This window comes from Lacinutrix salivirga (assembly GCF_053604675.1).
Window position 1 is genome coordinate 229,240 of the sequence record NZ_JBSHNP010000103.1, and the last position, 23,757, is coordinate 252,996.

General features: G+C 31.7%; 27 protein-coding genes. 19 read left to right on the plus strand and 8 right to left on the minus strand.

The window, feature by feature from the left end; translation table 11 throughout:
• Window positions 1–119: 119 nt before the first annotated feature.
• The 3 genes from ligA to ACVC5O_RS08440 form a co-directional block, all read right to left on the minus strand.
• Complete coding sequence (gene ligA / locus ACVC5O_RS08430; RefSeq protein ID WP_452221034.1) at window positions 120–2,114, minus strand: NAD-dependent DNA ligase LigA; 1,995 nt, start codon at window positions 2,112–2,114, stop codon at window positions 120–122.
• Window positions 2,114–2,980 carry a peptide chain release factor N(5)-glutamine methyltransferase gene (gene prmC, locus ACVC5O_RS08435; RefSeq protein ID WP_452221035.1) on the minus strand — a complete coding sequence of 289 codons (867 nt, stop codon included), beginning with the start codon at window positions 2,978–2,980 and terminating at the stop codon, window positions 2,114–2,116. The genes ligA and prmC overlap by 1 nt, the downstream gene beginning before the upstream one ends.
• A 75-nt stretch (window positions 2,981–3,055) precedes the next feature.
• On the minus strand, window positions 3,056–3,547 hold the full coding sequence (locus tag ACVC5O_RS08440) for a GNAT family N-acetyltransferase (RefSeq protein WP_452221036.1): 492 nt from the start codon (window positions 3,545–3,547) through the stop codon (window positions 3,056–3,058).
• Between the two features lie 65 nt (window positions 3,548–3,612).
• Between ACVC5O_RS08440 and ACVC5O_RS08445 the strand changes: the two genes are divergently transcribed.
• From ACVC5O_RS08445 to ACVC5O_RS08465, 5 genes are read left to right on the plus strand one after another with little or no spacing between them, the layout of a single operon-like run.
• Entirely contained in the window at window positions 3,613–4,068 is a 456-nt protein-coding gene (locus tag ACVC5O_RS08445) for an LEA type 2 family protein (protein ID WP_452221037.1), read from the plus strand.
• 2 nt (window positions 4,069–4,070) lie between these two features.
• Window positions 4,071–5,054 carry a bifunctional diaminohydroxyphosphoribosylaminopyrimidine deaminase/5-amino-6-(5-phosphoribosylamino)uracil reductase RibD gene (ribD, locus tag ACVC5O_RS08450; RefSeq protein ID WP_452221038.1) on the plus strand — a complete coding sequence of 328 codons (984 nt, stop codon included), beginning with the start codon at window positions 4,071–4,073 and terminating at the stop codon, window positions 5,052–5,054.
• A complete protein-coding gene (locus ACVC5O_RS08455) occupies window positions 5,047–5,658 on the plus strand; it encodes an HAD-IA family hydrolase (RefSeq protein ID WP_452221039.1) in 612 nt (203 codons plus the stop codon). The genes ribD and ACVC5O_RS08455 overlap by 8 nt, the downstream gene beginning before the upstream one ends.
• Window positions 5,655–6,518 (plus strand): EamA family transporter, encoded by an 864-nt coding sequence (locus ACVC5O_RS08460; RefSeq protein ID WP_452221040.1) that lies wholly within the window; start codon window positions 5,655–5,657, stop codon window positions 6,516–6,518. The genes ACVC5O_RS08455 and ACVC5O_RS08460 overlap by 4 nt, the downstream gene beginning before the upstream one ends.
• A 1-nt stretch (window position 6,519) precedes the next feature.
• Entirely contained in the window at window positions 6,520–7,131 is a 612-nt protein-coding gene (locus ACVC5O_RS08465; RefSeq protein ID WP_452221041.1) for an IMPACT family protein, read from the plus strand.
• 15 nt (window positions 7,132–7,146) lie between these two features.
• Here ACVC5O_RS08465 and ACVC5O_RS08470 read toward each other — a convergent pair whose 3' ends face one another.
• Window positions 7,147–7,545, minus strand: coding sequence for an acyl-CoA thioesterase (locus ACVC5O_RS08470; RefSeq protein ID WP_452221042.1), 399 nt, complete (start codon window positions 7,543–7,545; stop codon window positions 7,147–7,149).
• A 184-nt stretch (window positions 7,546–7,729) separates the two neighbouring features.
• Here ACVC5O_RS08470 and dnaA point away from each other — a divergent pair, with 184 nt between their 5' ends.
• From dnaA to ACVC5O_RS08490, 4 genes are read left to right on the plus strand one after another with little or no spacing between them, the layout of a single operon-like run.
• Window positions 7,730–9,157, plus strand: coding sequence for a chromosomal replication initiator protein DnaA (dnaA, locus tag ACVC5O_RS08475; RefSeq protein ID WP_452221072.1), 1,428 nt, complete (start codon window positions 7,730–7,732; stop codon window positions 9,155–9,157).
• Between the two features lie 30 nt (window positions 9,158–9,187).
• Entirely contained in the window at window positions 9,188–9,637 is a 450-nt protein-coding gene (locus ACVC5O_RS08480) for a low molecular weight protein-tyrosine-phosphatase (protein ID WP_452221043.1), read from the plus strand.
• 55 nt (window positions 9,638–9,692) lie between these two features.
• Window positions 9,693–11,066: a PQQ-dependent sugar dehydrogenase gene (locus tag ACVC5O_RS08485; RefSeq protein ID WP_452221044.1), complete on the plus strand. Its 1,374-nt coding sequence runs from the start codon at window positions 9,693–9,695 to the stop codon at window positions 11,064–11,066.
• Window positions 11,067–11,783, plus strand: coding sequence for an SAM-dependent methyltransferase (locus ACVC5O_RS08490; RefSeq protein WP_452221045.1), 717 nt, complete (start codon window positions 11,067–11,069; stop codon window positions 11,781–11,783). It abuts the gene before it with no gap.
• Window positions 11,784–11,791: 8 nt separating this feature from the next.
• Here the strand turns inward: ACVC5O_RS08490 and ACVC5O_RS08495 are convergent, their stop codons facing one another.
• The 4 genes from ACVC5O_RS08495 to dapF all read right to left on the minus strand — a co-directional run bounded on the left by ACVC5O_RS08495 (window position 11,792) and on the right by dapF (window position 15,004).
• Complete coding sequence (locus ACVC5O_RS08495) at window positions 11,792–12,427, minus strand: peptidoglycan-binding protein LysM (RefSeq protein ID WP_452221046.1); 636 nt, start codon at window positions 12,425–12,427, stop codon at window positions 11,792–11,794.
• Between the two features lie 237 nt (window positions 12,428–12,664).
• Complete coding sequence (gene mltG / locus ACVC5O_RS08500; protein ID WP_452221047.1) at window positions 12,665–13,708, minus strand: endolytic transglycosylase MltG; 1,044 nt, start codon at window positions 13,706–13,708, stop codon at window positions 12,665–12,667.
• Window positions 13,698–14,231 (minus strand): GNAT family N-acetyltransferase, encoded by a 534-nt coding sequence (locus tag ACVC5O_RS08505; RefSeq protein WP_452221048.1) that lies wholly within the window; start codon window positions 14,229–14,231, stop codon window positions 13,698–13,700. The genes mltG and ACVC5O_RS08505 overlap by 11 nt, the downstream gene beginning before the upstream one ends.
• Window positions 14,225–15,004: a diaminopimelate epimerase gene (dapF, locus tag ACVC5O_RS08510; protein ID WP_452221049.1), complete on the minus strand. Its 780-nt coding sequence runs from the start codon at window positions 15,002–15,004 to the stop codon at window positions 14,225–14,227. Before dapF ends, ACVC5O_RS08505 begins: the two co-directional genes overlap by 7 nt.
• 134 nt (window positions 15,005–15,138) lie before the next feature.
• Between dapF and ACVC5O_RS08515 the strand changes: the two genes are divergently transcribed.
• From ACVC5O_RS08515 to rplS, 10 genes are all read left to right on the plus strand, one after another.
• The gene (locus ACVC5O_RS08515) at window positions 15,139–16,554 is read left to right on the plus strand and encodes a trypsin-like peptidase domain-containing protein (protein ID WP_452221050.1); all 1,416 of its coding nucleotides are present in this window, start codon (window positions 15,139–15,141) and stop codon (window positions 16,552–16,554) included.
• A 140-nt stretch (window positions 16,555–16,694) separates the two neighbouring features.
• The gene (locus ACVC5O_RS08520; RefSeq protein WP_452221051.1) at window positions 16,695–18,143 is read left to right on the plus strand and encodes a glyceraldehyde-3-phosphate dehydrogenase; all 1,449 of its coding nucleotides are present in this window, start codon (window positions 16,695–16,697) and stop codon (window positions 18,141–18,143) included.
• 98 nt (window positions 18,144–18,241) lie between these two features.
• Complete coding sequence (locus ACVC5O_RS08525; RefSeq protein WP_452221052.1) at window positions 18,242–18,859, plus strand: tRNA (guanine-N1)-methyltransferase; 618 nt, start codon at window positions 18,242–18,244, stop codon at window positions 18,857–18,859.
• Window positions 18,860–19,005: 146 nt separating this feature from the next.
• Window positions 19,006–19,455: a GNAT family N-acetyltransferase gene (locus tag ACVC5O_RS08530; protein ID WP_452221053.1), complete on the plus strand. Its 450-nt coding sequence runs from the start codon at window positions 19,006–19,008 to the stop codon at window positions 19,453–19,455.
• 111 nt (window positions 19,456–19,566) lie between these two features.
• Complete coding sequence (locus ACVC5O_RS08535; protein ID WP_452221054.1) at window positions 19,567–19,791, plus strand: hypothetical protein; 225 nt, start codon at window positions 19,567–19,569, stop codon at window positions 19,789–19,791.
• Window positions 19,792–19,988: 197 nt separating this feature from the next.
• Window positions 19,989–20,495, plus strand: coding sequence for a hypothetical protein (locus ACVC5O_RS08540; protein ID WP_452221055.1), 507 nt, complete (start codon window positions 19,989–19,991; stop codon window positions 20,493–20,495).
• Between the two features lie 290 nt (window positions 20,496–20,785).
• Entirely contained in the window at window positions 20,786–21,463 is a 678-nt protein-coding gene (gene trmD, locus ACVC5O_RS08545; protein WP_452221056.1) for a tRNA (guanosine(37)-N1)-methyltransferase TrmD, read from the plus strand.
• A 30-nt stretch (window positions 21,464–21,493) separates the two neighbouring features.
• Complete coding sequence (locus ACVC5O_RS08550; protein ID WP_452221057.1) at window positions 21,494–21,808, plus strand: hypothetical protein; 315 nt, start codon at window positions 21,494–21,496, stop codon at window positions 21,806–21,808.
• On the plus strand, window positions 21,802–22,296 hold the full coding sequence (locus ACVC5O_RS08555) for a GyrI-like domain-containing protein (RefSeq protein WP_452221058.1): 495 nt from the start codon (window positions 21,802–21,804) through the stop codon (window positions 22,294–22,296). Before ACVC5O_RS08550 ends, ACVC5O_RS08555 begins: the two co-directional genes overlap by 7 nt.
• A 226-nt stretch (window positions 22,297–22,522) precedes the next feature.
• Entirely contained in the window at window positions 22,523–22,873 is a 351-nt protein-coding gene (gene rplS, locus ACVC5O_RS08560) for a 50S ribosomal protein L19 (protein WP_452221059.1), read from the plus strand.
• Window positions 22,874–23,757: the final 884 nt, after the last annotated feature.

The window sequence follows — 23,757 nt, forward strand, 5'->3', positions numbered from 1 at the left end:
AAAAAGGATTTGAAAATAAAATGTTTTCATATAAATTGTGAGATATGGGATTCCAAATAAAACAAAATTTATAAGAAAACAACTACTATAAAATGTTTTTTTTTAGTAGTGAAGCGTAATTATGCCAACATATTTAGAAAATCATCCTCACTTAATAAAGAGATTCCAAGTTTTTCAGCCTTATCTTTTTTACTTGGTCCCATTTTATCTCCAGCAACTATAAAACTTGTTTTTGTAGAAATTGAAGACGATACCTTACCTCCATTATCCTCAATTAGTTTTTTTAGTTCTGTTCTGGTTACTTTATAAAACACACCAGAAACCACAAACGTTTTACCTTTTAAAATAGTGGTTTGATTGGCTAATTTTTCAGCTGAAACTTCTAACTGTACACCATGATTTTTCAATTGGTTTATAATTGAAACATTTTGTTCAGTATTAAAAAAGGCAACAACACTTTCGGCTATTTTTATTCCAATTTCATCTACAGTAACTAAATTTTCAATTGAAGCATTTGCAATAGCATCAATACTTTTATAATGTTTGGCTAGTTTTTTAGCTACAGTTTCGCCAACAAACCGAATACCTAAAGCAAAAAGCACACGCTCAAAAGGGATTTGTGTTGAGGCTTCAATACCCTTTATTAAATTTTCTGCACTTTTTTCTGCCATACGTTCTAATGGCAACACTTGTTCTTTGGTTAATTGGTATAAATCGGAGTAATTATGTATTAATCCTTCGTTTACCAAAAGCGCTACAGTTTCTCCTCCTAAGCCTTCAATATCCATAGCTTTACGAGAAATATAATGCTGTATTCTGCCAATAATTTGTGGTTTACATCCATTATAATTAGGACAAAAATGTTTCGCTTCACCTTCCAAACGCTCTAAAGGTGTTTGGCACTCAGGACAATGTGTAATATAAATTGTAGGTTCAGAATCTTGTGGTCTTTTAGTGAAATCTACCGCAATAATTTTTGGGATAATCTCTCCTCCTTTTTCAACAAATACAGTATCTCCAACTCTAATATCTAATTTTTCTATTTGATCGCTATTATGCAAAGAAGCTCTTTTTACAGTAGTTCCTGCAAGTTCTACAGGTTCTAAATTTGCCACTGGTGTTATTGCTCCTGTACGACCAACTTGATAAGAAATAGAGTTTAATTTAGTTGAAACCTGTTCGGCTTTAAACTTGTAAGCCATTGCCCAACGTGGTGCTTTTGCAGTATAACCTAGTTCTTCTTGTTGTTGTAAATTATTTACTTTTACAACCACTCCATCAGTCTCATAAGGTAAATTGTGTCTTGCCTTATCCCAATAATTTACAAATTCTAAAACGTCGTCAATAGAATTTACCAATTTTGCTTCTTTAGGCACTTTAAAACCCATTTGTCGAGCTTTTTCTAGGCTTTCAAATTGAGTTGTAATCCCTAAATTATTTCCTGTTATGTTGTATAGTAAACATTCTAAGGGACGTTTTGCAACCTCAGCACTATCTTGCAACTTTAAACTCCCAGAGGCTGTATTTCTTGGGTTTCTGTAAGGTTCTTCGCCAGCTTCTAAACGCTCTTCATTCATTTTATGAAACCCATCAAAAGGCAAAACAATTTCTCCTCTAATATCAAATTTTGGAGGAAAATCGCCTTTTAGTTGTAAAGGGACAGATTTAATGGTTTTTACATTGTTTGTCACCTCGTCGCCTTGCATGCCATCTCCACGAGTCACTGCTCTAACTAAACTTCCGTTTTCGTAGGTTAAGCTTATTGATGCACCATCGTATTTTAACTCGCAAGTGTATTTAATCTCGCCATCGACTAACTTTTTTATACGTGTTTCCCAGTCTTGTAAATCTTCTAAAGAATACGAATTATCTAAAGAATACATTCTGTGTTCATGAACAACTGTATTAAAGTTTTTAGTAACCTCACCTCCTACTCGTAATGTTGGGGAATTAGCATCGTAAAACTCTGGATGTTTTTCTTCTAAAGCCTGAAGTGCTTTCAGTTTTATATCAAAATCGTAATCGCTTATTGTTGGATTATCAAGTACATAATAGTTGTAGTTATGTTCTCTAAGTTCGTTTCTAAGTGTTTGTATTTGCTGTTCTGTGTTCATTATTTTTTTACTGCTTTTAACATACGATCTTTACCAAAAATATCTTTTTTAAGTGCTATAGCTTCAAATAAATGCTCTTGTAATAATGCTTTAGTTTCTGTGCCAAGATATTCATTAATTTCAAAGAATAATTGTCCTTTAGTTTCTAAATTATTCAGCGCAAAAGCAGTTATTGCCTTGTAAAATTGTAAGGGATTATTATTTTCTACAAACAAAGCTAAATGCGGCTCATGGTTTAAAACATTAGCTTGTATTTCTGCTTTTTCTTGTTGGCGAACATAAGGTGGATTGGACACAATTATATCGAAATTTTTTACTGTCGAAATAAATTCCGTTTGACCAATACTTAAAATATCCTTTTCAATAAAAGCAACCTCAACGTTGTTTAACGCAGCATTGTGTTTAGCAATTTTTAATGCTTCTGCTGAAACATCTAAAGCGTAAACCTTAGCTTCTGGAAGGTGTTTAGCCAAAGTAATTGCAATACAGCCTGTTCCTGTTCCTATATCTATTATCTGTAAAGGTTTATTTTTTGGTGTACTTTCTAAAATCCACTCTACTAATTCCTCAGTTTCTGGTCGTGGAATTAAGGTGTTGGTATTGACTTTAAATGGCAATCCATAAAACTCTGTTTCACCAATTATATATTGAATGGGTTCGTTGTTTTTTAATCTGTTTAAAGCTTCTATTATAGCAGCTTCTTCATTTTTAGTAATGGTTAATTCTGGATTTAAAGCCAATGTAATTCTAGAGAAATCAAAAAGTGATTCTATGAGCAAATAGAAAAAGCTATTCACTTCGTCTTTGCCATAAATAGCATCAAGTTCTGTATGAAATGTTTGTTGTATCGTTTTTAATTTGTACACGACTTTTTTTATTTTTCTCTACTCTATTAAAACATAATAATTTGTAATCTGTTTCTGCAAACTAAACTCTAAAAATCAAAGATCTTTAATCATCCAAACACCACAAGAAAAATGACCTGTGTTCCCTAAAGGTGCTTTTAAATGCGAAAAACTAAAACTTTCATAAATATGTATCGCTGCTTTTAATTGCGAAGCAGTTTCTAAATAACAGCGCTTAAAGCCAAGTTCTTTAGCTGTTTTTAAACACTTTTTAAACAGTTTTTTACCTAAATCTCTTCCTCTTAATTCTGGAGCAAAATACATTTTTTGGAGCTCGCAAACTTCAGCCTCAAAACCATTTAAAGCTTTTATTCCTGCTCCTCCTAAGACTTTTCCGTTAAGCTCCACAACATAATAGATTGAATTTTCGTCTTGGTATGCTTCAAACATTTTAGGTGTTTCGGCATCTGCATAAGCTGTTCCTGTTAGAGGCAAACCAAATTCTGGAAAACAACCACGTATTGCAGCCTCTAGTTGCGCATTATCTTTTTGCTCAATTTTTCTAATAACTATGTTATCTTTGTGCATTCTAAAACTGTATTTGTAGCTCTATAATTTTGGGTTGAAGATACGCTAAATCTAAAAAAATTAAAATGAAGAAGCTCATAATCTTATTAACACTTTTAATCACTTTTTTAAGCTGCTCTGTAAAAGAAAAGCCTGTGTTTTTAAGAGTAGATAATATTAAGGTTGACGACTCCAACTCTAAATTTATCACACTTACTGCAGATGCCTATTTTATAAATCCAAACGATATTAGTGGAGAGTTAAAAACAGACGAAATTAAAGTGTTTGTTAACAATAACCAGATGGCAACAGTAACTACTGAAAGCTTTAAAGTACCTGCTAAAAAGGAATTTTCTATTCCGCTTTCGGCAAATGTACCAACAGACAGTTTGCTTAGCAATAAGAGTTTAGGAGGTTTGTTAGGTAGCTTACTTACCAAAAAAATGAAAGTGCAATATAAAGGGCAAATAAAATATAAAGTGTTTGGCTTTTCGCATACTTACGACGTTGACCAAACCGAAAATGTAAACATTAAATTATAACCTTGACCACGCACGAAAACTACATAAAACGCTGTTTACAAATAGCCAAAAACGGATTAGGAACCACAAGGCCTAACCCAATGGTTGGCGCAATAATTGTGCATAACAACTTAATTATTGGCGAAGGATTTACTAGTAAATATGGAGGAAACCATGCAGAGGTCAACGCAATTAATTCAGTTAAAAACAAAGCGCTTTTAAAGGAAGCAACGTTATATGTAACGCTCGAACCTTGTAGCCATTTCGGAAAAACACCTCCTTGTAGCAATCTTATTATTGAGCACAACATACCTAATGTTGTAATTGGTTGTGTGGATGATAATCCAGAAGTTGCAGGACAAGGCATACAACAACTCAAAACTGCTGGATGCAATGTTATTGTTGGTGTTTTAGAAAAAGACTGTAAAGCGCACCACAAACGTTTTTTTACATTTCACAATAAAAAACGACCATATATAATTTTAAAATGGGCAGAAACTACTAACGGTTTTATGGCGCCAAAACATAAATTAGACAACAAACCTGTCTGGATTACCAATCCAATCTCTAGACAATTAGTACACAAATGGAGAGCCGAAGAGCAAGCCATTTTAGTAGGTACAACTACAGTAATTAAAGATGACCCTATATTAACAGTTAGAGATTGGACTGGAGAACACCCAATTCGCGTGGTTTTAGACAGAAATAATTTATTAACTCCTGACTATTCTATTTTTAATGATGAAGCTGAAACTATTACATTTAAAGACCACAACATAAAAGAGATTTGCAACCATTTTCATCAACAACACATTACTTCTGTTATTATTGAAGGAGGCTCAAAAACACTACAAGCCTTTATAAATGAAGGCATTTGGGACCAAGCTCGTGTATTTACTGGAAATATACAATTTAAAGATGGTGTAAAAGCACCTCATTTTTCAGGAAAACTAATTAAAACACACAACATACTTAACGATACACTTAGGATTTATAGCAATGATTAAAACCCTTATTTTTGATTTTGGAGATGTATTTATTAACCTAGACAAAGTTGGTGCATTAAAAAATGCGCTGGAGCTGTTTGAAATCGACACACTCTCGGAAGACCTCATAGCAATAAACACCTTATACGAGCAAGGTTTAATGAGTACAGACGAGTTTTTAGAATTTTACACTAGCAACTTCCCAAAACTCTCTAAACAACAAATAATAGAGGCTTGGAATTATATAATTTGTGATTTTCCTCTAAAACGATTAGAATTTATACAACAATTAGCCAAAGAGAAACACTATAAACTTATACTATTAAGTAACACCAATGATTTGCATATAGAATGCATAAAAACGCACATTCCTTTTTACGAGGAATTTAAAGCTTCATTTGATGCCTTTTATTTGTCTCACGAGATTATGATGCGTAAACCAAATCTCAATTGTTTTGAATTTGTTTTAAATGAAAACAACCTAAAAGCCGAAGACTGCTTATTTATTGATGACACTAAAGCAAACACAGAAGCAGCCGCAACATTAGGCATTCATGTTTGGAATATTGATGAAACCAAAGAAGACGTTATGGATTTATTTACTATAAATAAAAACCTATTTTGATCTATCTTTTACTAAGCATCCTAGCTTCTACGCTAATTTATATAGTTTTTAAGCTATTAGGCAAGTACAAAATAAACACATTACAAGCCATTGTTTTTAATTATTTAACAGCATGTGCTATTGGACTATTTATGTATAAAGGCACAACCAATATTTCTGAAATCGCAAGTAAAAGCTGGTTTTTTGGAGCCTTTGCATTAGGCTTCCTATTTATAGCCATATTTAATGTTATGGCATTAACTGCGCAACGCAATGGATTAACCGTTACGTCTGTAGCGAGTAAAATGAGTGTTGTGATTCCTATTGTTTTTGGGTTGTATGCCTATAACGAATCGTTAGGATGGCAAAAAGGCGTTGGCATACTTTTAGCATTAATTGCTGTGTATTTAACTTCTGTGAAATCTAAAACCGAACCTCTACAACTAAAAGGCTTATGGCTTCCAGTACTTTTGTTTTTTGGTTCTGGCGTTATCGATGCCTCAATAAAATATATTGAAACTAATTATGTAGCAGATAATGGGATTCCGTTATTTTCTGCTACTATTTTTGGTATTGCTGCTTGCGTTGGTAGTGCCATGATTTGTATCCAAGCATTTAAAAATAAATTCACATTTGATTATCGTAGTATTTTTGGAGGCATCCTTTTAGGTATGGTCAACTATTGCTCTATCTATATGATTTTAAAAGCATTACAACACGAAGGTTTTGAAAGCTCCACAATATTTACAATTAATAATGTTGCTATAGTAGTGCTTTCTACTATTATTGGTTTAATTGCTTTTAAAGAAAAACTACTAACAAAAAATTGGATAGGTATTGGCATTGCAATAGTTTCTATTATATTAGTTACTTTATCTTAATATGAAAAAGGACACCTATAAAACAATATTAAAGCCGTCGGAAGAAGTCCTGTTTAAGGACAAAAATTCTAAGTTTTTTGGGTATGCATTTCCTATTAAATCTGAAAACGACGTTAAAGCACATCTTGAAGACTTAAAAAAACAACACCATAAAGCAGGTCATTTTTGTTATGCCTATCAAATAGGAAAAGATGAAAATAATATAGAGTACAGAGCAAATGATGATGGCGAACCCAGTAATAGTGCAGGAATGCCTATTTATGGACAAATACAATCGTTTGAAGTCACCAATATACTCATTGTAGTCCTACGCTATTATGGAGGTGTTAAATTAGGCGTTAGCGGATTAATTAATGCCTACAGAACAGGTGCTCAATTAGCTTTAGAAGCGTCAAAGATTGTTACTAAAACAATTAATATCGAGTATTGTGTTGCTTTTGAATATAAAAATATGAATAAAGTAATGCGTATAATTAAAGAAAAAAATATTACGGTTACCAATCAGGTTTTGGAATTAGACTGCAAAATTTATATTTCGGTTAGAAAAAAAGAAGCACAAGCAGTTCTCGATAGCTTCCAATCAATTTTCGGAGTTACAATTACAGAACTCTAGCAACAACTGCTTTAATTACAGCTTATGTAAAATATAATCAGGACATTTCATTGGTCGTTTGGTCTTCATATTTATAAAAGCTAAAACTGTAGTTGCAGTAACTAATATCTCGTTTGCTTCATTAGTGATTTCATAGTCAAATTCTATCTTAACAGAAGGTGTTTTTTTAAGTTGCGTTTTTACTTTAATAATAGCATCATAATAGGCTGATTTTTTGAAATTTAAACTCATAGAAATCACAGGAAGCATTACACCATTTTCTTCCATACTTTTATAAGAAATTCCTAATTTTCGCAACCATTCTGTACGTCCCATTTCTAGATATAATGCATAATTCCCATGATGAACAACTCCCATTTGATCGGTTTCTGCATATCTTACTCGTATTGGTATTTCATCGAATTTTATATCCATTTATGAATTTTTTTTTGTAGTTTCGAAATGTGGTTAAACATGAGAAAAAAAAAGTTAATATTCAATAGCTTTTCATTTTTTTTTTTAGAAATTTGTTCACATATTTGTCACGCTATTAAAAGCATCGGAATTTAATCAAATTTCGGTCTCATTTTTGACTAACTTAAAAGAATCTATAATTTACATGAGTGTAACTGCGCAATCGGTCTGGAATAACTGTCTGAATTTTATTAAGGACAATATTCAACCTCAAGCTTATAAAACATGGTTTGAACCCATTATTGCAGTTAAGCTTTCTGAAAACGCTTTAAGCGTTCAGGTGCCTAGTAAATTCTTTTACGAATGGTTAGAAGAACACTACGTTAAAATTTTAAAAGTTGCACTAACTAAAGAGTTAGGCGAAACTGCAAAGTTAGTTTACATTATTAAAATGGAAAACACTTATGGCAACAAGCAACCTTTTACAGAACGCATTCCAAGTTCTAATAGAACCTCTGTTAAAGCACAGGATGTAGATGTACCATTAAACAACAAAAATCCTCAATTAAGAAATCCTTTTGTTATTCCAGGAATACGAAATGTAAAAATTGAATCGCAACTCAATCCTAATTATAATTTCGATAATTTTTTAGAAGGCGACTCTAACCGTTTAGCAAGAAGTGCAGGTTTAGCTGTATCTTCTAAACCAGGAGGAACTTCATTTAATCCTTTATTAATTTTTGGAGGTGTTGGATTAGGTAAAACACATTTAGCACACGCTATTGGTGTAGATATAAAAGATAAATACCCAGAAAAAACCGTCTTATATATTTCTGCTGAAAAATTTACACAACAATATATAGATTCTGTTAAAAAGAATAATAGAAACGATTTTATTCATTTTTACCAATTAATAGACGTTTTAATAATTGACGATGTGCAATTCCTTTCAGGAAAAACAGGCACACAAGATGTGTTTTTTCATATTTTCAATCATTTACATCAAAACGGAAAACAAGTCATTCTTACCAGTGACAAAGCACCTGTAGATATGCAAGATATTGAGCAACGCCTATTATCGCGCTTTAAATGGGGACTTTCTGCCGAATTACAAAACCCAGATTTTGAAACACGTGTTTCTATATTAAAAAATAAATTATATCGAGATGGTGTAGAAATGCCTGACGATATTATAGAATACGTTGCAAAAAATATAAAATCTAATATTAGAGAATTAGAAGGAGCCATTATCTCATTAATAGCACAATCGTCCTTTAATAAAAAGGAAATTAATATAGAGCTTGCAAAACAAGTTGTAGAGAAATTTGTTAAAAATACAAAGCGCGAAGTTTCAATAGATTACATACAAAAAACTGTTTCAGACTATTTCCAAATGGACGTAGATACGCTACAATCTAAAACAAGAAAACGCCATATTGTACAGGCAAGACAATTAGCAATGTTTTTTGCAAAAAAGTTAACAAAAGCCTCATTAGCAAGTATTGGTTCTCAAATAGGAAAACGAGATCATGCCACTGTTTTACACGCTTGCAAAACTGTTGACAATCTGTCTTCTACAGATAAGCAATTTAGAAAGTATGTTGAGGACTTAACAAAAAAGCTTTCTGTGTAACAACAGCTTCAATATTTAATTTATAGTATTATGACCAAAATTCTAATGGTATGTTTAGGCAATATTTGTCGCTCTCCATTGGCCGAAGGCATACTTCGTAAAAAATTACCAAAACACTTTACTATAAATTCTGCAGGAACTGCAAACTACCATATAGGTAGTGCACCAGATTATCGCTCTATTAAAGTTGCCTTAGAAAACGGAATTGATATTTCTAATTTAAGAGGAAGGCAATTTTCAGTTTCAGATTTCGAAGAATATGATATTATTTATGCCATGGACTCTTCTAACTTCGAAAATATTGTAAAATTAGCCAGAAACGTTGACGATATTTCTAAAGTGAAACTCATTTTAGATGAAAGTGATTCCGATGTAAAAAATGTTCCAGATCCCTATTATGGAGATATTAGTGATTTTGAAAAACTTTATCATTTACTAGATTCCACTTGCGATAGTATTACAAAAAAACTAATTGACTAGTTTCCTGCGTACATATAGTAATACTTTTTTCTTAACTTTATAAAAATTTATGACTATGAAAATAATTTACTCCCTTTTAATAGCATTACTATTTACCTCTTTTTCAACATCGCAAACGGTAGAACTTGTGCCTTTTGGCCCTTCATTTTCTAGTCCTGTAGATATAGCACATGCAGGAGACTCTAGGTTGTTTATTGTTGAACAAGGCGGTAGAATCAAAATTTTAAATGCTAACGGAACTGCTAATAGTACTCCTTTTTTAGATATTGATAACATTGTAGGTTCTGGAGGAGAAAGAGGCTTACTAGGTTTGGCCTTTGCACCAGATTACGCAACATCAGGAAGGTTTTATGTTAATTACACAAACAATAGTGGAGATACTGTAATTTCTAGATATACAGTAAGCGCTAATCCTGATATTGCAAATACAAATGGCACCATTTTATTAACTATTTCTCAACCATTCTCTAACCATAATGGTGGAAAAATAGCGTTTGGAACAGATGGTTACTTATACATTTCATCTGGTGATGGAGGAGCTGGTGGTGATCCAGGAAACAGGTCACAAAACAACAATTTGCTTTTAGGTAAATTATTGCGTATTGATGTTAGTGGATCTGGTTATACAAATCCTGCAGATAATCCTTTTGTTGGAACTGCTGGTGCAGATCAAATTTGGGCAACAGGATTAAGAAACGCTTGGAAATTCTCTTTTGATAAAGATACAGGAGATATTTGGATTGCAGATGTAGGACAAGGAAGTTATGAAGAAATAAATTTAGCTTCTCCAACACAAGCTGGAATAAACTATGGATGGCGTTGTAGAGAAGGAATGCACGATTATAATACCTCTGGTAATCCATGCACAGGACTAACAGATCCTGTACAAGAATACTCTCATAATAACGATGGCTCATTTAAGTGCTCAATAACAGGAGGTTACATCTATAGAGGCTCAAACTACCCAGCTTTTTCAGGTAAATATTTTTTCGCAGATTACTGCAGTCAAGAAATTGGCATACTTACCAATAATGGAACCTCTTGGGATAAAACTTTTCAAAGTCCTAATGAAAATGGAGGTTGGGTAACTTTTGGTGAAGATGTAAATGGAGAGTTATATATAGGTGGAAGCGGAAGTATTTACAAACTAACAGATCCAAATTTAAGTTTAAATAACGAAACGTTTACTGAATTTTCTATGTTTCCGAATCCAACAACGCATAGTGTGAATTTTAATTTTGGAGAACAATTTAACAGTATAAAAAATATAGCCTTTTATACTATTGAAAGCAAACTTGTAAAAGAAGTAAAATCAATTAACACCTCCACTATTGCTGTTGACACCAAAGACTTAACCTCTGGGATGTACTTAATAACTATTAATAAAACAGATGGTTCTAATACTACAACTAAACTATTAATACAGTAAATGCAACAACCACTAGGGAAACTATACCTTATTCCAAACACATTAGGAGACAATTCGCCTTTAGAGGTTTTACCACTAACTGTTAAAAAAGTAGTAGAAAGCATTGATACTTATATTGTTGAAAACGAAAAAGTAGCACGTCGGTTTATAAAAAAAATATCACCTTCTAAGCAACAGTCTAAGCTTAAACTGTTTCAATTAAATAAGTTTACCAACGAACTAGAACTTCCTAGTTTTATTGAACCTTGCAAACAAGGAATAGACATGGGTTTAATTTCTGATGCTGGTTGTCCTGGTATTGCAGATCCTGGAGCAGAAATTGTGAAGCTTGCTCACAATAATAACATCCAAGTTGTGCCTTTAGTTGGTCCTTCTTCTATTCTTTTAGCTTTAATGGCATCTGGAATGAATGGACAAAGCTTTGCCTTTAATGGTTACTTACCTATAGATAAACAGGAGCGTAAAACAGAAATTAGACGTTTGGAGCGCCTCTCGTTTGAACATAATCAATCGCAAGCTTTTATAGAAACACCTTATCGTAATAATAAAATGCTTGAAGATTTATCGAGTATTTTAAGTAATGACACCTCAATTTGTGTGGCTTGCGATATTACTTTAGCAACAGAGTTTATTAAAACAAAAACGGCAAATGAGTGGAAAAAAAATAGCGTAGATCTTCACAAAAGACCTACACTATTCATAATACATAAAAGTTAATAAAACTACTAAATTTGCTTAACCTTCGCTGTTCTGTTTGGTTTGATATTTGACGTATCGTAACCAGAGAACTTTTTCATATAATACTGTATTGTTGCACCATTAGCATCTTCAAAAACATCTGCGCCATAACTTCTAAGGTATTTTTTCACACTACCAGGTCCACCTAAGTGAGCTGCTGCTAAAATACCAGATTCTGTTATTGTAACACCATTAATTACTTTTCCAACTGAGCGTTTTATGTCTTTTCTTAAAATCCATTTATTACGCTGTGCATTTGCTAAAAATGCTTTCTCTTGTAATTCTGGGTTAGATAGAAAATGAGTTGGATTGTAAATACCAATCATCTTTAGAGTTTCTTTACCAAATTGGTACTTCCCTAAATAACCATAGTCATTAACTGTAAAATAATTGTTTTGAGATTCTTTAAATCCTAAAGCTTCTTTAAAACCTAAATAGGATTTTCCTAATTCTGGAGTAAATGCATTCTCAGGATTGGAAACAACTAAGGCCAAATCGTGAGAATTATTACTTGCTGTAGAAAAATTTATGGATTCTATATCGTCCTGTGACGTTACAGAAATATAAATTAATGTACATATTGTAAGCAATAGCGACAAAATACTTGCAATATTTTTTTTCATATCTCTAAATTTTAGAGGCCCTTTATATTAACTATTAAGGCCTAAATTTTCGACGTGCAAATATACAACTATTTTTTAAAACCTGAAAACCAATCGTTTAAGTGCTTCAATCTAAGCTATAGAGCTGAATAAGAGGGAAAAACGAACGTTATTAGGCACTTTAAACCGATGAGATTTTTACTAAAAAATTCTAGTGAAGTGAATTTGAAATGTAAAATTTATAAAACAATTAACATTTTACCTGTTTATGCCTTGCTTATTTATCCAATTAACATACTCTTGTTTGTTACGATTGTGTTGAGCTAAAGTTTTGGCAAATTTATGATACCCAAAGTTTTTTACATTAGCTACAAAAAAGATATAATCATGCGTTTCGGCATTTAAAACTGCGTCTATTGAAGATACATCAGGCATTGTAATTGGTCCTGGAGGAATAGATGCATATTTGTAAGTGTTATATGGAGAGTCCAACTCTAAATCTTTATAAAGTACACGTTTTATTATACGATTGAAATTTCCTGTTTTTTCTTTAATGGCGTAAATAACTGTTGGGTCTGCTTGTAAAGGCATACCTTTTCGTATTCTGTTTAAATACACTCCTGCTACTCTTGGCCGCTCATCTACTTTTGCTGTTTCTTTTTGGACTATAGATGCAAGAGTGATGACTTCGTTTTGAGAAAGATTTAATTTTTTAGCCTTGGCTAATCTATTATCATTCCAAAAACGTTTATACTCTTTTTGCATTCTGTCTCTAAAGTCTTCTGCAGAAGTATTCCAGAAAAACTCATAACTATTAGGCACATACATCCCTAAAGCGGTTTGGTTTGTGAAATTTGCTTTTTTCAAAAATGCTTCCTCTTTAAACGCTTTTAATAAGGAAACACTATCTGCTTCAATTTGCTCTGCAATACGACCAGCAAGGTTTTCTAAACGTTCTTGATTGTTAAAAGACAAATTAAAAGGAACATTATTACTTCTAATAGAGTTTATAATGTCGTTATTATTCATACCTTTTTTAATAACAAATCGACCAGGTTTTACATATTTTGTATATTCTTTTCTGGCCGCTAAAGCATCAAAATTATCAATATCCTTTAATAAAGGTTTTAACTGTTCGCGCACATCGTTATAATTGGCATGTGTAGGTATGTAAATGTATTCTTTTTCCGTTTCAAAAGCGGTGTTTGGCTTAAACATGGCGCCATAAACAAAGTAGGCAAAATATGCTGCAATGGCTAGTCCTATAAAGACAATTGCTATAAGTATTTTTTTAATGTACATTGGTGTTTATTAATTGAAATAAATATTCGTTTTTAAAGGCTCCATTAACTAGATTCCAGTCGTTTTTTAAACCTATTTGTTTAAATCCAGCTTGTATAAACAAGGCTTGACTTGCACTATTTTCTTCAGAAATGTTACAATATAATTGATGTAAATCTAAATGTGTAAAGCAATAATTAATTAATAAATGTAAGGCTTCTTTTCCATAGCCTTTATTTCGGTTATTAGTATCTTTAATTAAAATTCCAATTCCTGCTCTTCGGTTTTTAAAATCAAAATCAAACACATCTATCATTCCTAGCGCTTCTTCTTCATAATTACAAATTACTAAACGTAATTGTTTAACTTCAAAAATATCTTTATGTGCATGATCCAAATATTGTTTAATTAAATATTTAGAATATGGAGTTACGGTATTACTAAGTTCCCAAATGGTTTCGTCGTTTTCAATTTGGTGTATAAACGCTAAATCTTCTGGCTCTAAAGCACGTAAAAATATATGTTCGCCTTTAAGTGTTACCATGAGATTTCGCCTTTAAAAACTTGTTTTGCACTCCCAATTAACCAAATATTTTTAAATTGGTTTTCGTCTGCTTCAAAAGAGACTAATAACTCTCCTCCTTCTACTTTTAGTAATACTGTTTTACTTTTAGTCTGTTGCGTTTTGTACATGGCTAAAGCGACTGCTGTTGCTCCTGTTCCACAAGATAGTGTTTCATCTTCTACGCCACGCTCGTAAGTACGCATTCTAAAAGTATGGTCGTTTACTTTTTGTACAAAGTTTACATTGCTACCTACTTTGTTATAAGGTTTCCCATAGCGAATTTTTGCGCCTTTGGTTTTAACATCTAATCGCTCTAAATCGTGGGAGAGTTGCACGTGGTGTGGCGAACCTGTATTTAAAAAGGTGTAATTCTCAAACACCTCTATTGCCTCTACATTTTGCATTTTCAGTTTTACCAAATCGTCTTCAATTGTTGCATGATGTAAACCGTCAATTGCTACAAATGTGGTTTTATTATCTATAATTTTTAAAAATTTAGCAAAGGCCACTATACAACGTCCTCCGTTACCACACATAGAACTTTCATTACCATCTGCATTGTAGTACACCATTCTAAAATCTGAAGTAGAGTCGTTTTCTAATAGTATTAAACCGTCTGCTCCAATGCCAAAACGTCTGTCACACAAATGCGCAATAACTTTGGTATCCTTTTTGTTGAATTTAAGTGATCTGTTATCAATAAATACAAAGTCATTACCTGTGCCTTGGTATTTATAAAAAGTTTGTGTCATGCTAAAAAATTACAAAAACAAATATAGTATTTTACACTTGTATTTAAGGTGTTAAATAGTCGTTAAAGTTAAATTTAGCTGGCAACATTTAATTAAATTTAATCGTTATTCTATTAATTCTAAACTAAATAAATATGAAAAAGATTTTAACACTGGTTTTAGTTTCGGTATTAGGAGGAGCAATTACTCTTGGAGCTTATAAAACCTTTATAGAAAAAGAACAACCTAATATAGTAACAAGTAGTGAAGCCAATGCTACTTATATTCCAACCACTTTAAATACTTCTAAAACCAAACTAGGTGCTGCGGAAACTATTGATTTTACAACTGCGGCAGAAAAAACAGTACATGCTGTTGTGCACGTAAAAAGTGTAACTGTAAGTAATAGACAACCTACATTGCAAGATTTGTTTTCTGGTCGAGTACCTCAACGTCACCAATTAGGAACAGGTAGTGGAGTTATTATCTCGCCAGATGGTTATATTATAACAAACAATCACGTTATTAAAGGAGCGCAAGCATTAACAGTAACCTTAAACGATAATAAAACAGTAAAAGCAGAAATTATTGGTACTGATGCAAAAACAGATATTGCACTGTTAAAAATTGAAACTGATGAAGATTTACCATACACCACTTTTGGAGATAGCGACCAAGTAAAAATTGGCGAATGGGTTTTAGCAGTTGGTAACCCATTTAATTTAACTTCAACTGTTACTGCTGGTATTATTAGTGCAAAGTCTCGTGATTTATCTGGCAGAAGTCAGCAATCGTTTATCCAAACAGATGCTGCAGTTAACCCAGGAAATTCTGGAGGTGCATTAGTGAATACAAATGGAGATTTAATTGGCATAAATACTGCTATCTCCTCACAAACAGGCTCTTATATTGGTTATTCTTTTGCTGTACCAAGTAATATCGCTAAAAAAGTAGTACAGGATATTATGGAGTTTGGTAATGTACAGTATGGTATATTAGGTGTAAGAGGAGGCTCATTAAATAGTAACTCTGCTGAAAAGCTAGGAGTTGCAGAAACACAAGGATTTTACATTGATGATGTTGAAGAAGACTCTGGAGCAGAACTAGCTGGTTTAAAAAGTGGAGATATTATTAAAAAAATAGATAATATTAAAATTAGAAAATTCTCTGACTTAACAGGCTTTTTAAACTCTAAAAGCCCTAATGATATTGTTACAGTAAATATCTTGAGGAATGGTGTAGAAAAAGACTTGGAAGTTAAATTATTAAAAAATGAAACTTTAATTGTGCCAATGGTTGGTATAATTAAAAACGCTAAACCTAAAGATTTAAGAAAAGTTAAAGCTAAAAATGGAGTTAAAATCCAACGCCTAACAGATAATATTAATTATTCTAAATATTGGTTAGCTAATGGAGTTGGAGAAGGCAGCATAATAACTGCTATTAATGATGTTCCTGTACACAGCGTAGATGAAGTTGAAGCGTTATTGAAAAATCGAGTTCAAGGCGATTCATTTAAAGTAGAATTAATAAGTCCAAATGGCGAAAAGGAACGTCATTACTTTAGATAAAATGGCAATGATATGAATTCCAAAAAGCACTTCAGCAAACGCTAAAGTGCTTTTTGTTTTTTATCGCTTTTTACTTTACGAAAACGTTTGAAATATATACTTTTGCAAAAAATTAAACAACACACTAAAATTAAAAACCAATGTCAGTTAACGAAACTTACGAGAGTGAATTAGCTTTTCAAGCAGACAGACGTCGCGCTACTGTAGAATTTATTAAAACAGTTAGTGATTTATGGTATGATAAATCCATTGAGCTTGTTATTTTTAGAAACCAATTAATAGATAGGAATGTAAGCGAAATTCTTAACCTTCATGAATATGCAGGCGAATTTGTGCAAAAACCAATTTCTATTTTCGATTCTGTAGAAATTGCTCAGGCCATTCAAACATTAGACATTCCGCCAGCAAAACTAGATATTGGCAAATTAACTTATGAGTATCATTTAGAAGAGCAAAAGCATACCAATGCTATGGCATTTGTGGCTAGTAAACTAAAAGGTGCAAGCGATAATGCTTCAATTACACCAAAAGACGTTGTACTTTATGGTTTTGGTCGTATTGGTCGTTTAGTCGCTAGAGAATTAATGACTAGAACTGGTAAAGGCAGTCAATTACGCTTACGCGCTATAGTAACACGTGGTAAAAATGATGCTGTAGTGTTAGAAAAACGAGCTGCATTATTACGTAACGATTCTGTACATGGTGATTTTTCAGGAACGGTTTCTGTAGATTTAGAAAATGAAGCTTTAATTATTAATGGGACGACTGTTAATATAATTTCGGCTAACCAACCAGAAGATATTGATTATACAAAATACGGCATTAACGATGCATTAATCATCGATAATACAGGAGCCTTTAGAGATAAAGAGGCTTTAACACGTTTAAAAAATTCTCCAGGAGCAGACAAAGTATTACTTACTGCGCCAGGAAAAGGCATCCCAAATATTGTATATGGTGTCAATCACTTAGAAAACAATCCTGATAAAATTGATATTTTCTCTGCAGCTTCGTGTACTACAAATGCTATTACTCCAATATTAAAAGCTATAGAAGATACGTATGGTGTAACAAGTGGTCACTTAGAGACCATACACGCTTACACAAACGATCAGAATTTAGTAGATAATTTTCATAAAAAATACAGACGTGGTCGTGCAGCTGGATTAAATATGGTAATTACAGAAACTGGAGCAGGACAAGCAGTCTCTAAAGCTTTACCTAGTTTTGAAGGTAAACTAACCTCTAATGCTATTCGTGTACCAGTTCCAAATGGTTCTTTAGCAATTTTAAATTTAGAATTAGAAAAAGAAGCAAGCGTAGATAGCTTAAATGCTACGATGAAAAAATATGCTTTAGAAGGCGATTTGGTAGAGCAAATTAAATACGAAATGAGCGACGAGCTAGTATCTAGTGATATCGTTGGTAGCTCTGCACCTTCAATTTACGATAGTAAAGCCACTATAGTACGCAAAGATGGTAAAAATGCTATTCTTTATATTTGGTATGATAACGAGTATGGTTACAGCCATCAAGTAATACGTTTAGCTAAATATATTGCTAAAGTAAGACGTTTTACGTATTACTAGTAATCCAAAACAGATACAATTAACGTATATAATTTAGCCTTACTTTTTGTAAGGCTTTATTTTTTCATATTTTCGCATTTCCAACTAATTTTTTTAACATGATAAAAAAACAATTTGCATTTACAATCCTTTTATTATTAAGCATTGTAATTAGTATTTCTGCACAAACAAATAGCAATCAAGACGAAGAGAAACTGTCTTTAAATAGTGGTACAATAGATAATCAGTTTGAATATGTTATCCAAAAATCAAACAACTATCAAGAATTTAAAGTCGTTAAAAAAACGTGGTTATATGCATTAAAAGCACACACCTTGGATTCTCTTAAAGCCATAAGAAAAAACTTAGTCGATACGCAAGCCAAAGTCGATAGCCAAGCTAATGAAATTAGTAATTTAAAATCGAGTTTAAGTACAACTCAAGGTACTTTAGACCAGACAAATATTGAGAAAGACAGCATGTCGCTTTTTGGGTTACAGATGAGTAAATCTGGATACAACATCCTATTATGGTCTGTTATTGGTGGATTATTAGCCTTACTCCTATTTTTTATTTATAAATTTAAAAATAGTAATGCTATAACAAGAGATGCTAAAAAATCTTTAGCAGAAACCGAAGAAGAGTTTGAAGAACACAGACGTATTGCATTAGAACGCGAACAAAAAGTGAGACGACAATTACAAGACGAAATCAATAAACATAAATCTAACAAGTAGATTTAGTTAATATAGACTAAACAACCTCTCAATAGTTATAATTACTCTTGAGAGGTTTTTTGCATTAAAAGAATTGGTTGGTCTGGTCGAGCGCAGTCGAGACCTCATAAATTGCTATATTTAACTATTAAAAGTAACTGCTTAGCATGAAAATAGTACAAGCCAAAACAAAACAGCTTCAAGACCTTTTACCCCTTTTTGATGCCTATCGTGTGTTTTACAAACAAGACTCAAATCTAAAAGCTGCAGAAACGTTTTTAAAACAGCGTTTAAGTAAACAAGACACTATTTTATTAATTGCGTATATAAACAATACAGCAGTGGGTTTTACGCATTTATTTCATAGTTTTTCATCAGTGAGTATGCAACCGCTTTTTATACTTAATGATTTATATGTGGCTAAAAATTATAGAAAACAAGGTATTGGAGTTGCCTTATTAAACAAAGCAAAAGCATTATGCATGCAACACAATTATAAAGGTGTTGCCTTACAAACCGAAACGACAAATCCTGCACAACATCTTTACGAAAGCATGGATTGGAAGCGAGACGAAGACTTACATTATATGTGGTTGAATACAGATTTAAAAAGCTAAAATAAGAAGCTGTTTTTTGCTGAAAAGATTTAGATACAAAAAATGAATAATACTAAAATTATCATTCTAACACCTCTTCTTTTTAGTATCTTACAATAAAATAATGTGATTATGAAATTAAATTTATTGTCCTGCGATGCACAACGACCAGATAAAAGAGCTATAGCCAAATGTATTGCAGAAATTTCTACTATAAATAGTGACTCCTTGTGCAACGAACTTACAGAAATACTTTTAGAAGGAGATGCTGTAGATATAGAAGTAACCGATAAAAATTCTGGATCAGCATTAAGAGCTTTACGAAAACTAAGTATAGATTATGAGATTTTAGAGTAATTAAATTTAATACTGAAACAATGGTGTTAGAGAAATTTGGTTTTTTATGGTAATTTTCACTAATAATAATTACTATAACTAATGAGTATTACTCAAAAAATTGGTTTACTTCTAAACATTAAAAACGTTAGTTTCGTTTAAGGACAAATATTAAAACTGAGACATAAACGAGAACCAAAATTGAAAGGAAAATTAAAGTGGAAATAGAAAAAAGGAGAATTATTTACAATGAAATTAAAGGGTTTCTTGACAAAAATTTTACTGACAATTATAATGAATCAAAAGAATATGAAGACTCTTATCATATTACCATTTACTCACAAGAAAAAGAAGATTCATCAATTTGGTTTGAACTTGACATTGGAAACTCTGAATTAATTCTTGGATATGGAGTTAGTCATATTCACTACGGAGAACAATACGGAATAGACCTAATAGAAGGACTTAATCGACTTTTAGATTTTTTCACTACAAAAATGAAGAGAACTGATTATTATAAAGGTAAAGTGAACTTTAAGAATGTTTATGAAATGAAAAGAGAAAATGGAACTTATGAAAATTTAGGAACAAGTACTATGCTGTTTTTTTATCCATTTTGGAAAAAAACGACTAAAAAAGTAACTGGACATTCGGAATTAATTAAAGACGAAAAGATTAAAACTGAACTTGAAAAAATAAGAGAACGAATAAACAAAGGATTCTAACAAAAAACTGAATTTAAAAAACAAGTAAAACATTATTTTGCCTTTGTTGGAGTTTTTCATCAACAAAAAATGCTCTAACAGATAAGTACTACTCAATCAATTTGGTTTGCTTCTTTAAACATAAAAAAAAGTCATAGTTCTTTTGATACGTCTGATTTTCCTGCATAAAATTCACGCATATAAAAACGCAACTTTTTTATGAGTAACCGTTTAACAAAATTTACTCAAAAAAAGCAACTATCCAACAAATCTCTAAATTTAAATTATATTTGTAGGCTTATACTAAACCAATGCGAATAGATATTATTACTGTACTGCCAGAATTATTAAAAAGTCCTTTTGAAGCCTCCATTTTAAAACGTGCTATAGAGGCTAATTTGGTAGAAGTACACTTTCATAACTTAAGAGATTACACTACAGATAACTATAAATCTATAGACGATACTCAATTTGGTGGTGGAGCAGGAATGGTAATGATGATAGAGCCTATAGATAAATGCATCTCTAAATTACAAAGCCAACGTAATTATGACGAGATTATTTATATGACTCCAGATGGCGACACCTTAAACCAAGGTATTGCCAATCACCTTTCTTTAAAAAAAAACATTATTATACTTTGTGGCCATTATAAAGGTGTAGATCAACGAGTACGCGATTTATTGATTACCAAAGAGATTTCGATTGGAGATTATGTGCTTTCTGGTGGAGAACTTGGTGCTGCTGTTTTATGCGATGCTATAATTAGGTTAATTCCTGGTGTATTAGGTAATGAGACTTCTGCTTTAACCGATTCGTTTCAGGATGGTTTACTTGCTCCTCCAATTTACACAAAACCCAGACACTACAAAGGGTTAGATGTGCCAGAAGTGTTGCTTAGTGGTCATGCTGCCAACATAGAAAAATGGAGAGAAGAGCAAGCGTACGAACGCACAAAAGCCAAACGACCAGATTTACTTAACGAGTAAACAATAACTATAACATTTAAATCACAACCTATGGAAGAGCAACAACTACATTTTGCAGCAACAAGCATTATATCGTTTATTGTTTACATTATAATTTTAACAGCTTGTATTACTATTTATCTTAAAAAGAAAACAATAAGTACAATATTACTGCTGCTTGGTTGTGTATTACGTGTTTTAGCTTTTGCTTTAGGAACAATTTCCAGTTATTTTTTTGGTTCGAGTGGTAATATTTTACAAAATATAATTATTACAAATTACTTTAACACCTTGGCTTTTATATTATTTGGTATTGGCTTACTCCTATTTGCTCTTAACGATTTAAAGGATAACGATTTATGCTAATTTCGCCAGAAATAAAAACAATAAACGAGAAAAAACTTGTTGGCCATTCTCTGAAAATGAGCTTAGTAAACAATAAAACGTTTGAGTTGTTTTCTGGTTTTATGCCACATAGAGTACATATAAAAAATACTGTTTCTGATTGTATTTTGGAGGTTTTAGAATATGATGATTTGTATTTTGAAAACTTTAATCCAAATAACACCTTCCAGAAATGGGCAACTGTAGAAGTGTCTAAATTTGAAGATATACCACAAGGCATGAAAACATTTACGCTAAAAAAGTGCCTTTATGCTGTTTTTAAATATGTAGGTACTTCTAAGGGTTTTGGAGTATTTATGAGCACTGTTTACACTCAATGGTTGCCGCAATCTAAATATACATTAAATAATACTTTACATTTTAATGAATTAAATACTCGCTATAAACCTAACGATAGTAATGCTGAGGAATTAGTGTATTTACCTATTAAACTAAAAGGTATTGGTTAACTAAATTTGTGTTAAGGATTGAAGCATTGTTGAAGCTCCTCGCAGAGAGCGACTGCGGAAAGCCTGACGTTTTGTGACCCTTTTAGTTACAAAAAGAAACACCCAAAAAAGTAAAAAAAATAGTGCTAATTAGTAATAAATAGTTATTTTTGCACCCAATTTCGGGTTAACCTCTGGCGAAAATCGTGAATGTTGTTCTGAATTAATTATAATTAAATATAAAGATATGGAATCTTTAATAAAATTTGTACAAGACGAATTTGTAACAAAAAAGGACTTTCCTGAGTTTTCCGCTGGTGATACAATCACAGTGTACTACGAAATTAGAGAAGGTGAAAAAGTGAGAACTCAGTTTTTTAGAGGTGTTGTTTTACAACGCAGAGGAACGGGATCTTCTGAGACATTTACAATTAGAAAAATGTCTGGAATTGTTGGTGTTGAGCGTATTTTCCCAGTGAATTTACCTGCACTACAAAAAATTGAAGTTAATAAAAGAGGTCAAGTTCGTAGAGCTAGAATTTTCTACTTTAGAGGACTTACTGGTAAAAAAGCAAGAATTAAGGAGAAAAGACGTTAATTTACGCTTTCCAATAGATTTTAAAAAAGGATGCTTAATTAAGCATCCTTTTTTAGTTATTAACTTTTGTTAATAACTAAGGTTTATAACTTGTTGATATCTAGAAGCTTAAAAAATTTGCTTTATTGATAATAATTTATACTTTAGTAATGCAAATAAATAACAACACTTAGTTTATTTCTATTTTATAATTTAAATACTATTTGTTTGCGTTTAAGATACGTTCTTTAACATTACATTGTTTTTTGAGGTTTTAAAGGTTTATAGCAATATTTAACCAATAAAATCATGATAATTTAAAAAGTGCTTTATGTTTACAGAAAGTAACTAGTAAATTTGAAAGTCTATATACTGAGCAGTATTGAAAGAGAATGCTACAGTTAAAGACAAGACTTTATAACAAATTAGTTTTTAATTAATTTAATGAAGTTTCAAGAAAAACAATTCTGGTCATTTAGATAACAGGTCAATACATTTTGAAAGTTATTCCTAAATGTACCATTGACTTAGTACTATTTTAATTGAATAGAGGAGAAATTTAGTTTTCGAATTGTGCTGGTAGCGATACCAAATAGATTAAAGTAATATGATGTCAAAAGAAGCCATAGCAAGTTTAGTTAATTCTATATGTTATGGCTTTTTATTTTTATATAGTTTTTACTTATAAGTATAGTTTTAAAATGTAAATTTTTAAAAAGAAAATGTGCTTGGTCTGTTTTCACTCTACACAATTACCATAAATTGATTTTTCTTTATTTTTATACAGAATTCAATAATTTATACCTCATAATTTTATCAACTTAACAATAGTCAATGCGCATTGTATTGGTTTTATAAAACGTGCGGTTTTTTGTATCTTTGCAACTCTAATTTTATAACAATAA

Excerpts from the sequence above, each read along its gene's own strand:
- ACVC5O_RS08440 (WP_452221036.1), bottom strand. The coding sequence starts at position 3,547 with ATGCACAAAGATAACATAGTTATTAGAAAAATTGAGCAAAAAGATAAT.
- ACVC5O_RS08445 (WP_452221037.1), top strand. The coding sequence starts at position 3,613 with ATGAAGAAGCTCATAATCTTATTAACACTTTTAATCACTTTTTTAAGC.
- ligA (WP_452221034.1), bottom strand. The coding sequence starts at position 2,114 with ATGAACACAGAACAGCAAATACAAACACTTAGAAACGAACTTAGAGAA.
- mltG (WP_452221047.1), bottom strand. The coding sequence starts at position 13,708 with ATGTACATTAAAAAAATACTTATAGCAATTGTCTTTATAGGACTAGCC.
- rplS (WP_452221059.1), top strand. The coding sequence starts at position 22,523 with ATGGAATCTTTAATAAAATTTGTACAAGACGAATTTGTAACAAAAAAG.
- ACVC5O_RS08515 (WP_452221050.1), top strand. The coding sequence starts at position 15,139 with ATGAAAAAGATTTTAACACTGGTTTTAGTTTCGGTATTAGGAGGAGCA.
- ACVC5O_RS08505 (WP_452221048.1), bottom strand. The coding sequence starts at position 14,231 with ATGGTAACACTTAAAGGCGAACATATATTTTTACGTGCTTTAGAGCCA.
- ACVC5O_RS08535 (WP_452221054.1), top strand. The coding sequence starts at position 19,567 with ATGAAATTAAATTTATTGTCCTGCGATGCACAACGACCAGATAAAAGA.
- ACVC5O_RS08530 (WP_452221053.1), top strand. The coding sequence starts at position 19,006 with ATGAAAATAGTACAAGCCAAAACAAAACAGCTTCAAGACCTTTTACCC.
- ACVC5O_RS08485 (WP_452221044.1), top strand. The coding sequence starts at position 9,693 with ATGAAAATAATTTACTCCCTTTTAATAGCATTACTATTTACCTCTTTT.
- ACVC5O_RS08525 (WP_452221052.1), top strand. The coding sequence starts at position 18,242 with ATGATAAAAAAACAATTTGCATTTACAATCCTTTTATTATTAAGCATT.
- ACVC5O_RS08520 (WP_452221051.1), top strand. The coding sequence starts at position 16,695 with ATGTCAGTTAACGAAACTTACGAGAGTGAATTAGCTTTTCAAGCAGAC.
- ACVC5O_RS08470 (WP_452221042.1), bottom strand. The coding sequence starts at position 7,545 with ATGGATATAAAATTCGATGAAATACCAATACGAGTAAGATATGCAGAA.
- trmD (WP_452221056.1), top strand. The coding sequence starts at position 20,786 with ATGCGAATAGATATTATTACTGTACTGCCAGAATTATTAAAAAGTCCT.
- dnaA (WP_452221072.1), top strand. The coding sequence starts at position 7,730 with ATGAGTGTAACTGCGCAATCGGTCTGGAATAACTGTCTGAATTTTATT.
- dapF (WP_452221049.1), bottom strand. The coding sequence starts at position 15,004 with ATGACACAAACTTTTTATAAATACCAAGGCACAGGTAATGACTTTGTA.
- ACVC5O_RS08465 (WP_452221041.1), top strand. The coding sequence starts at position 6,520 with ATGAAAAAGGACACCTATAAAACAATATTAAAGCCGTCGGAAGAAGTC.
- ACVC5O_RS08455 (WP_452221039.1), top strand. The coding sequence starts at position 5,047 with ATGATTAAAACCCTTATTTTTGATTTTGGAGATGTATTTATTAACCTA.
- ACVC5O_RS08490 (WP_452221045.1), top strand. The coding sequence starts at position 11,067 with ATGCAACAACCACTAGGGAAACTATACCTTATTCCAAACACATTAGGA.
- ACVC5O_RS08550 (WP_452221057.1), top strand. The coding sequence starts at position 21,494 with ATGGAAGAGCAACAACTACATTTTGCAGCAACAAGCATTATATCGTTT.
- ACVC5O_RS08555 (WP_452221058.1), top strand. The coding sequence starts at position 21,802 with ATGCTAATTTCGCCAGAAATAAAAACAATAAACGAGAAAAAACTTGTT.
- ACVC5O_RS08480 (WP_452221043.1), top strand. The coding sequence starts at position 9,188 with ATGACCAAAATTCTAATGGTATGTTTAGGCAATATTTGTCGCTCTCCA.
- ACVC5O_RS08495 (WP_452221046.1), bottom strand. The coding sequence starts at position 12,427 with ATGAAAAAAAATATTGCAAGTATTTTGTCGCTATTGCTTACAATATGT.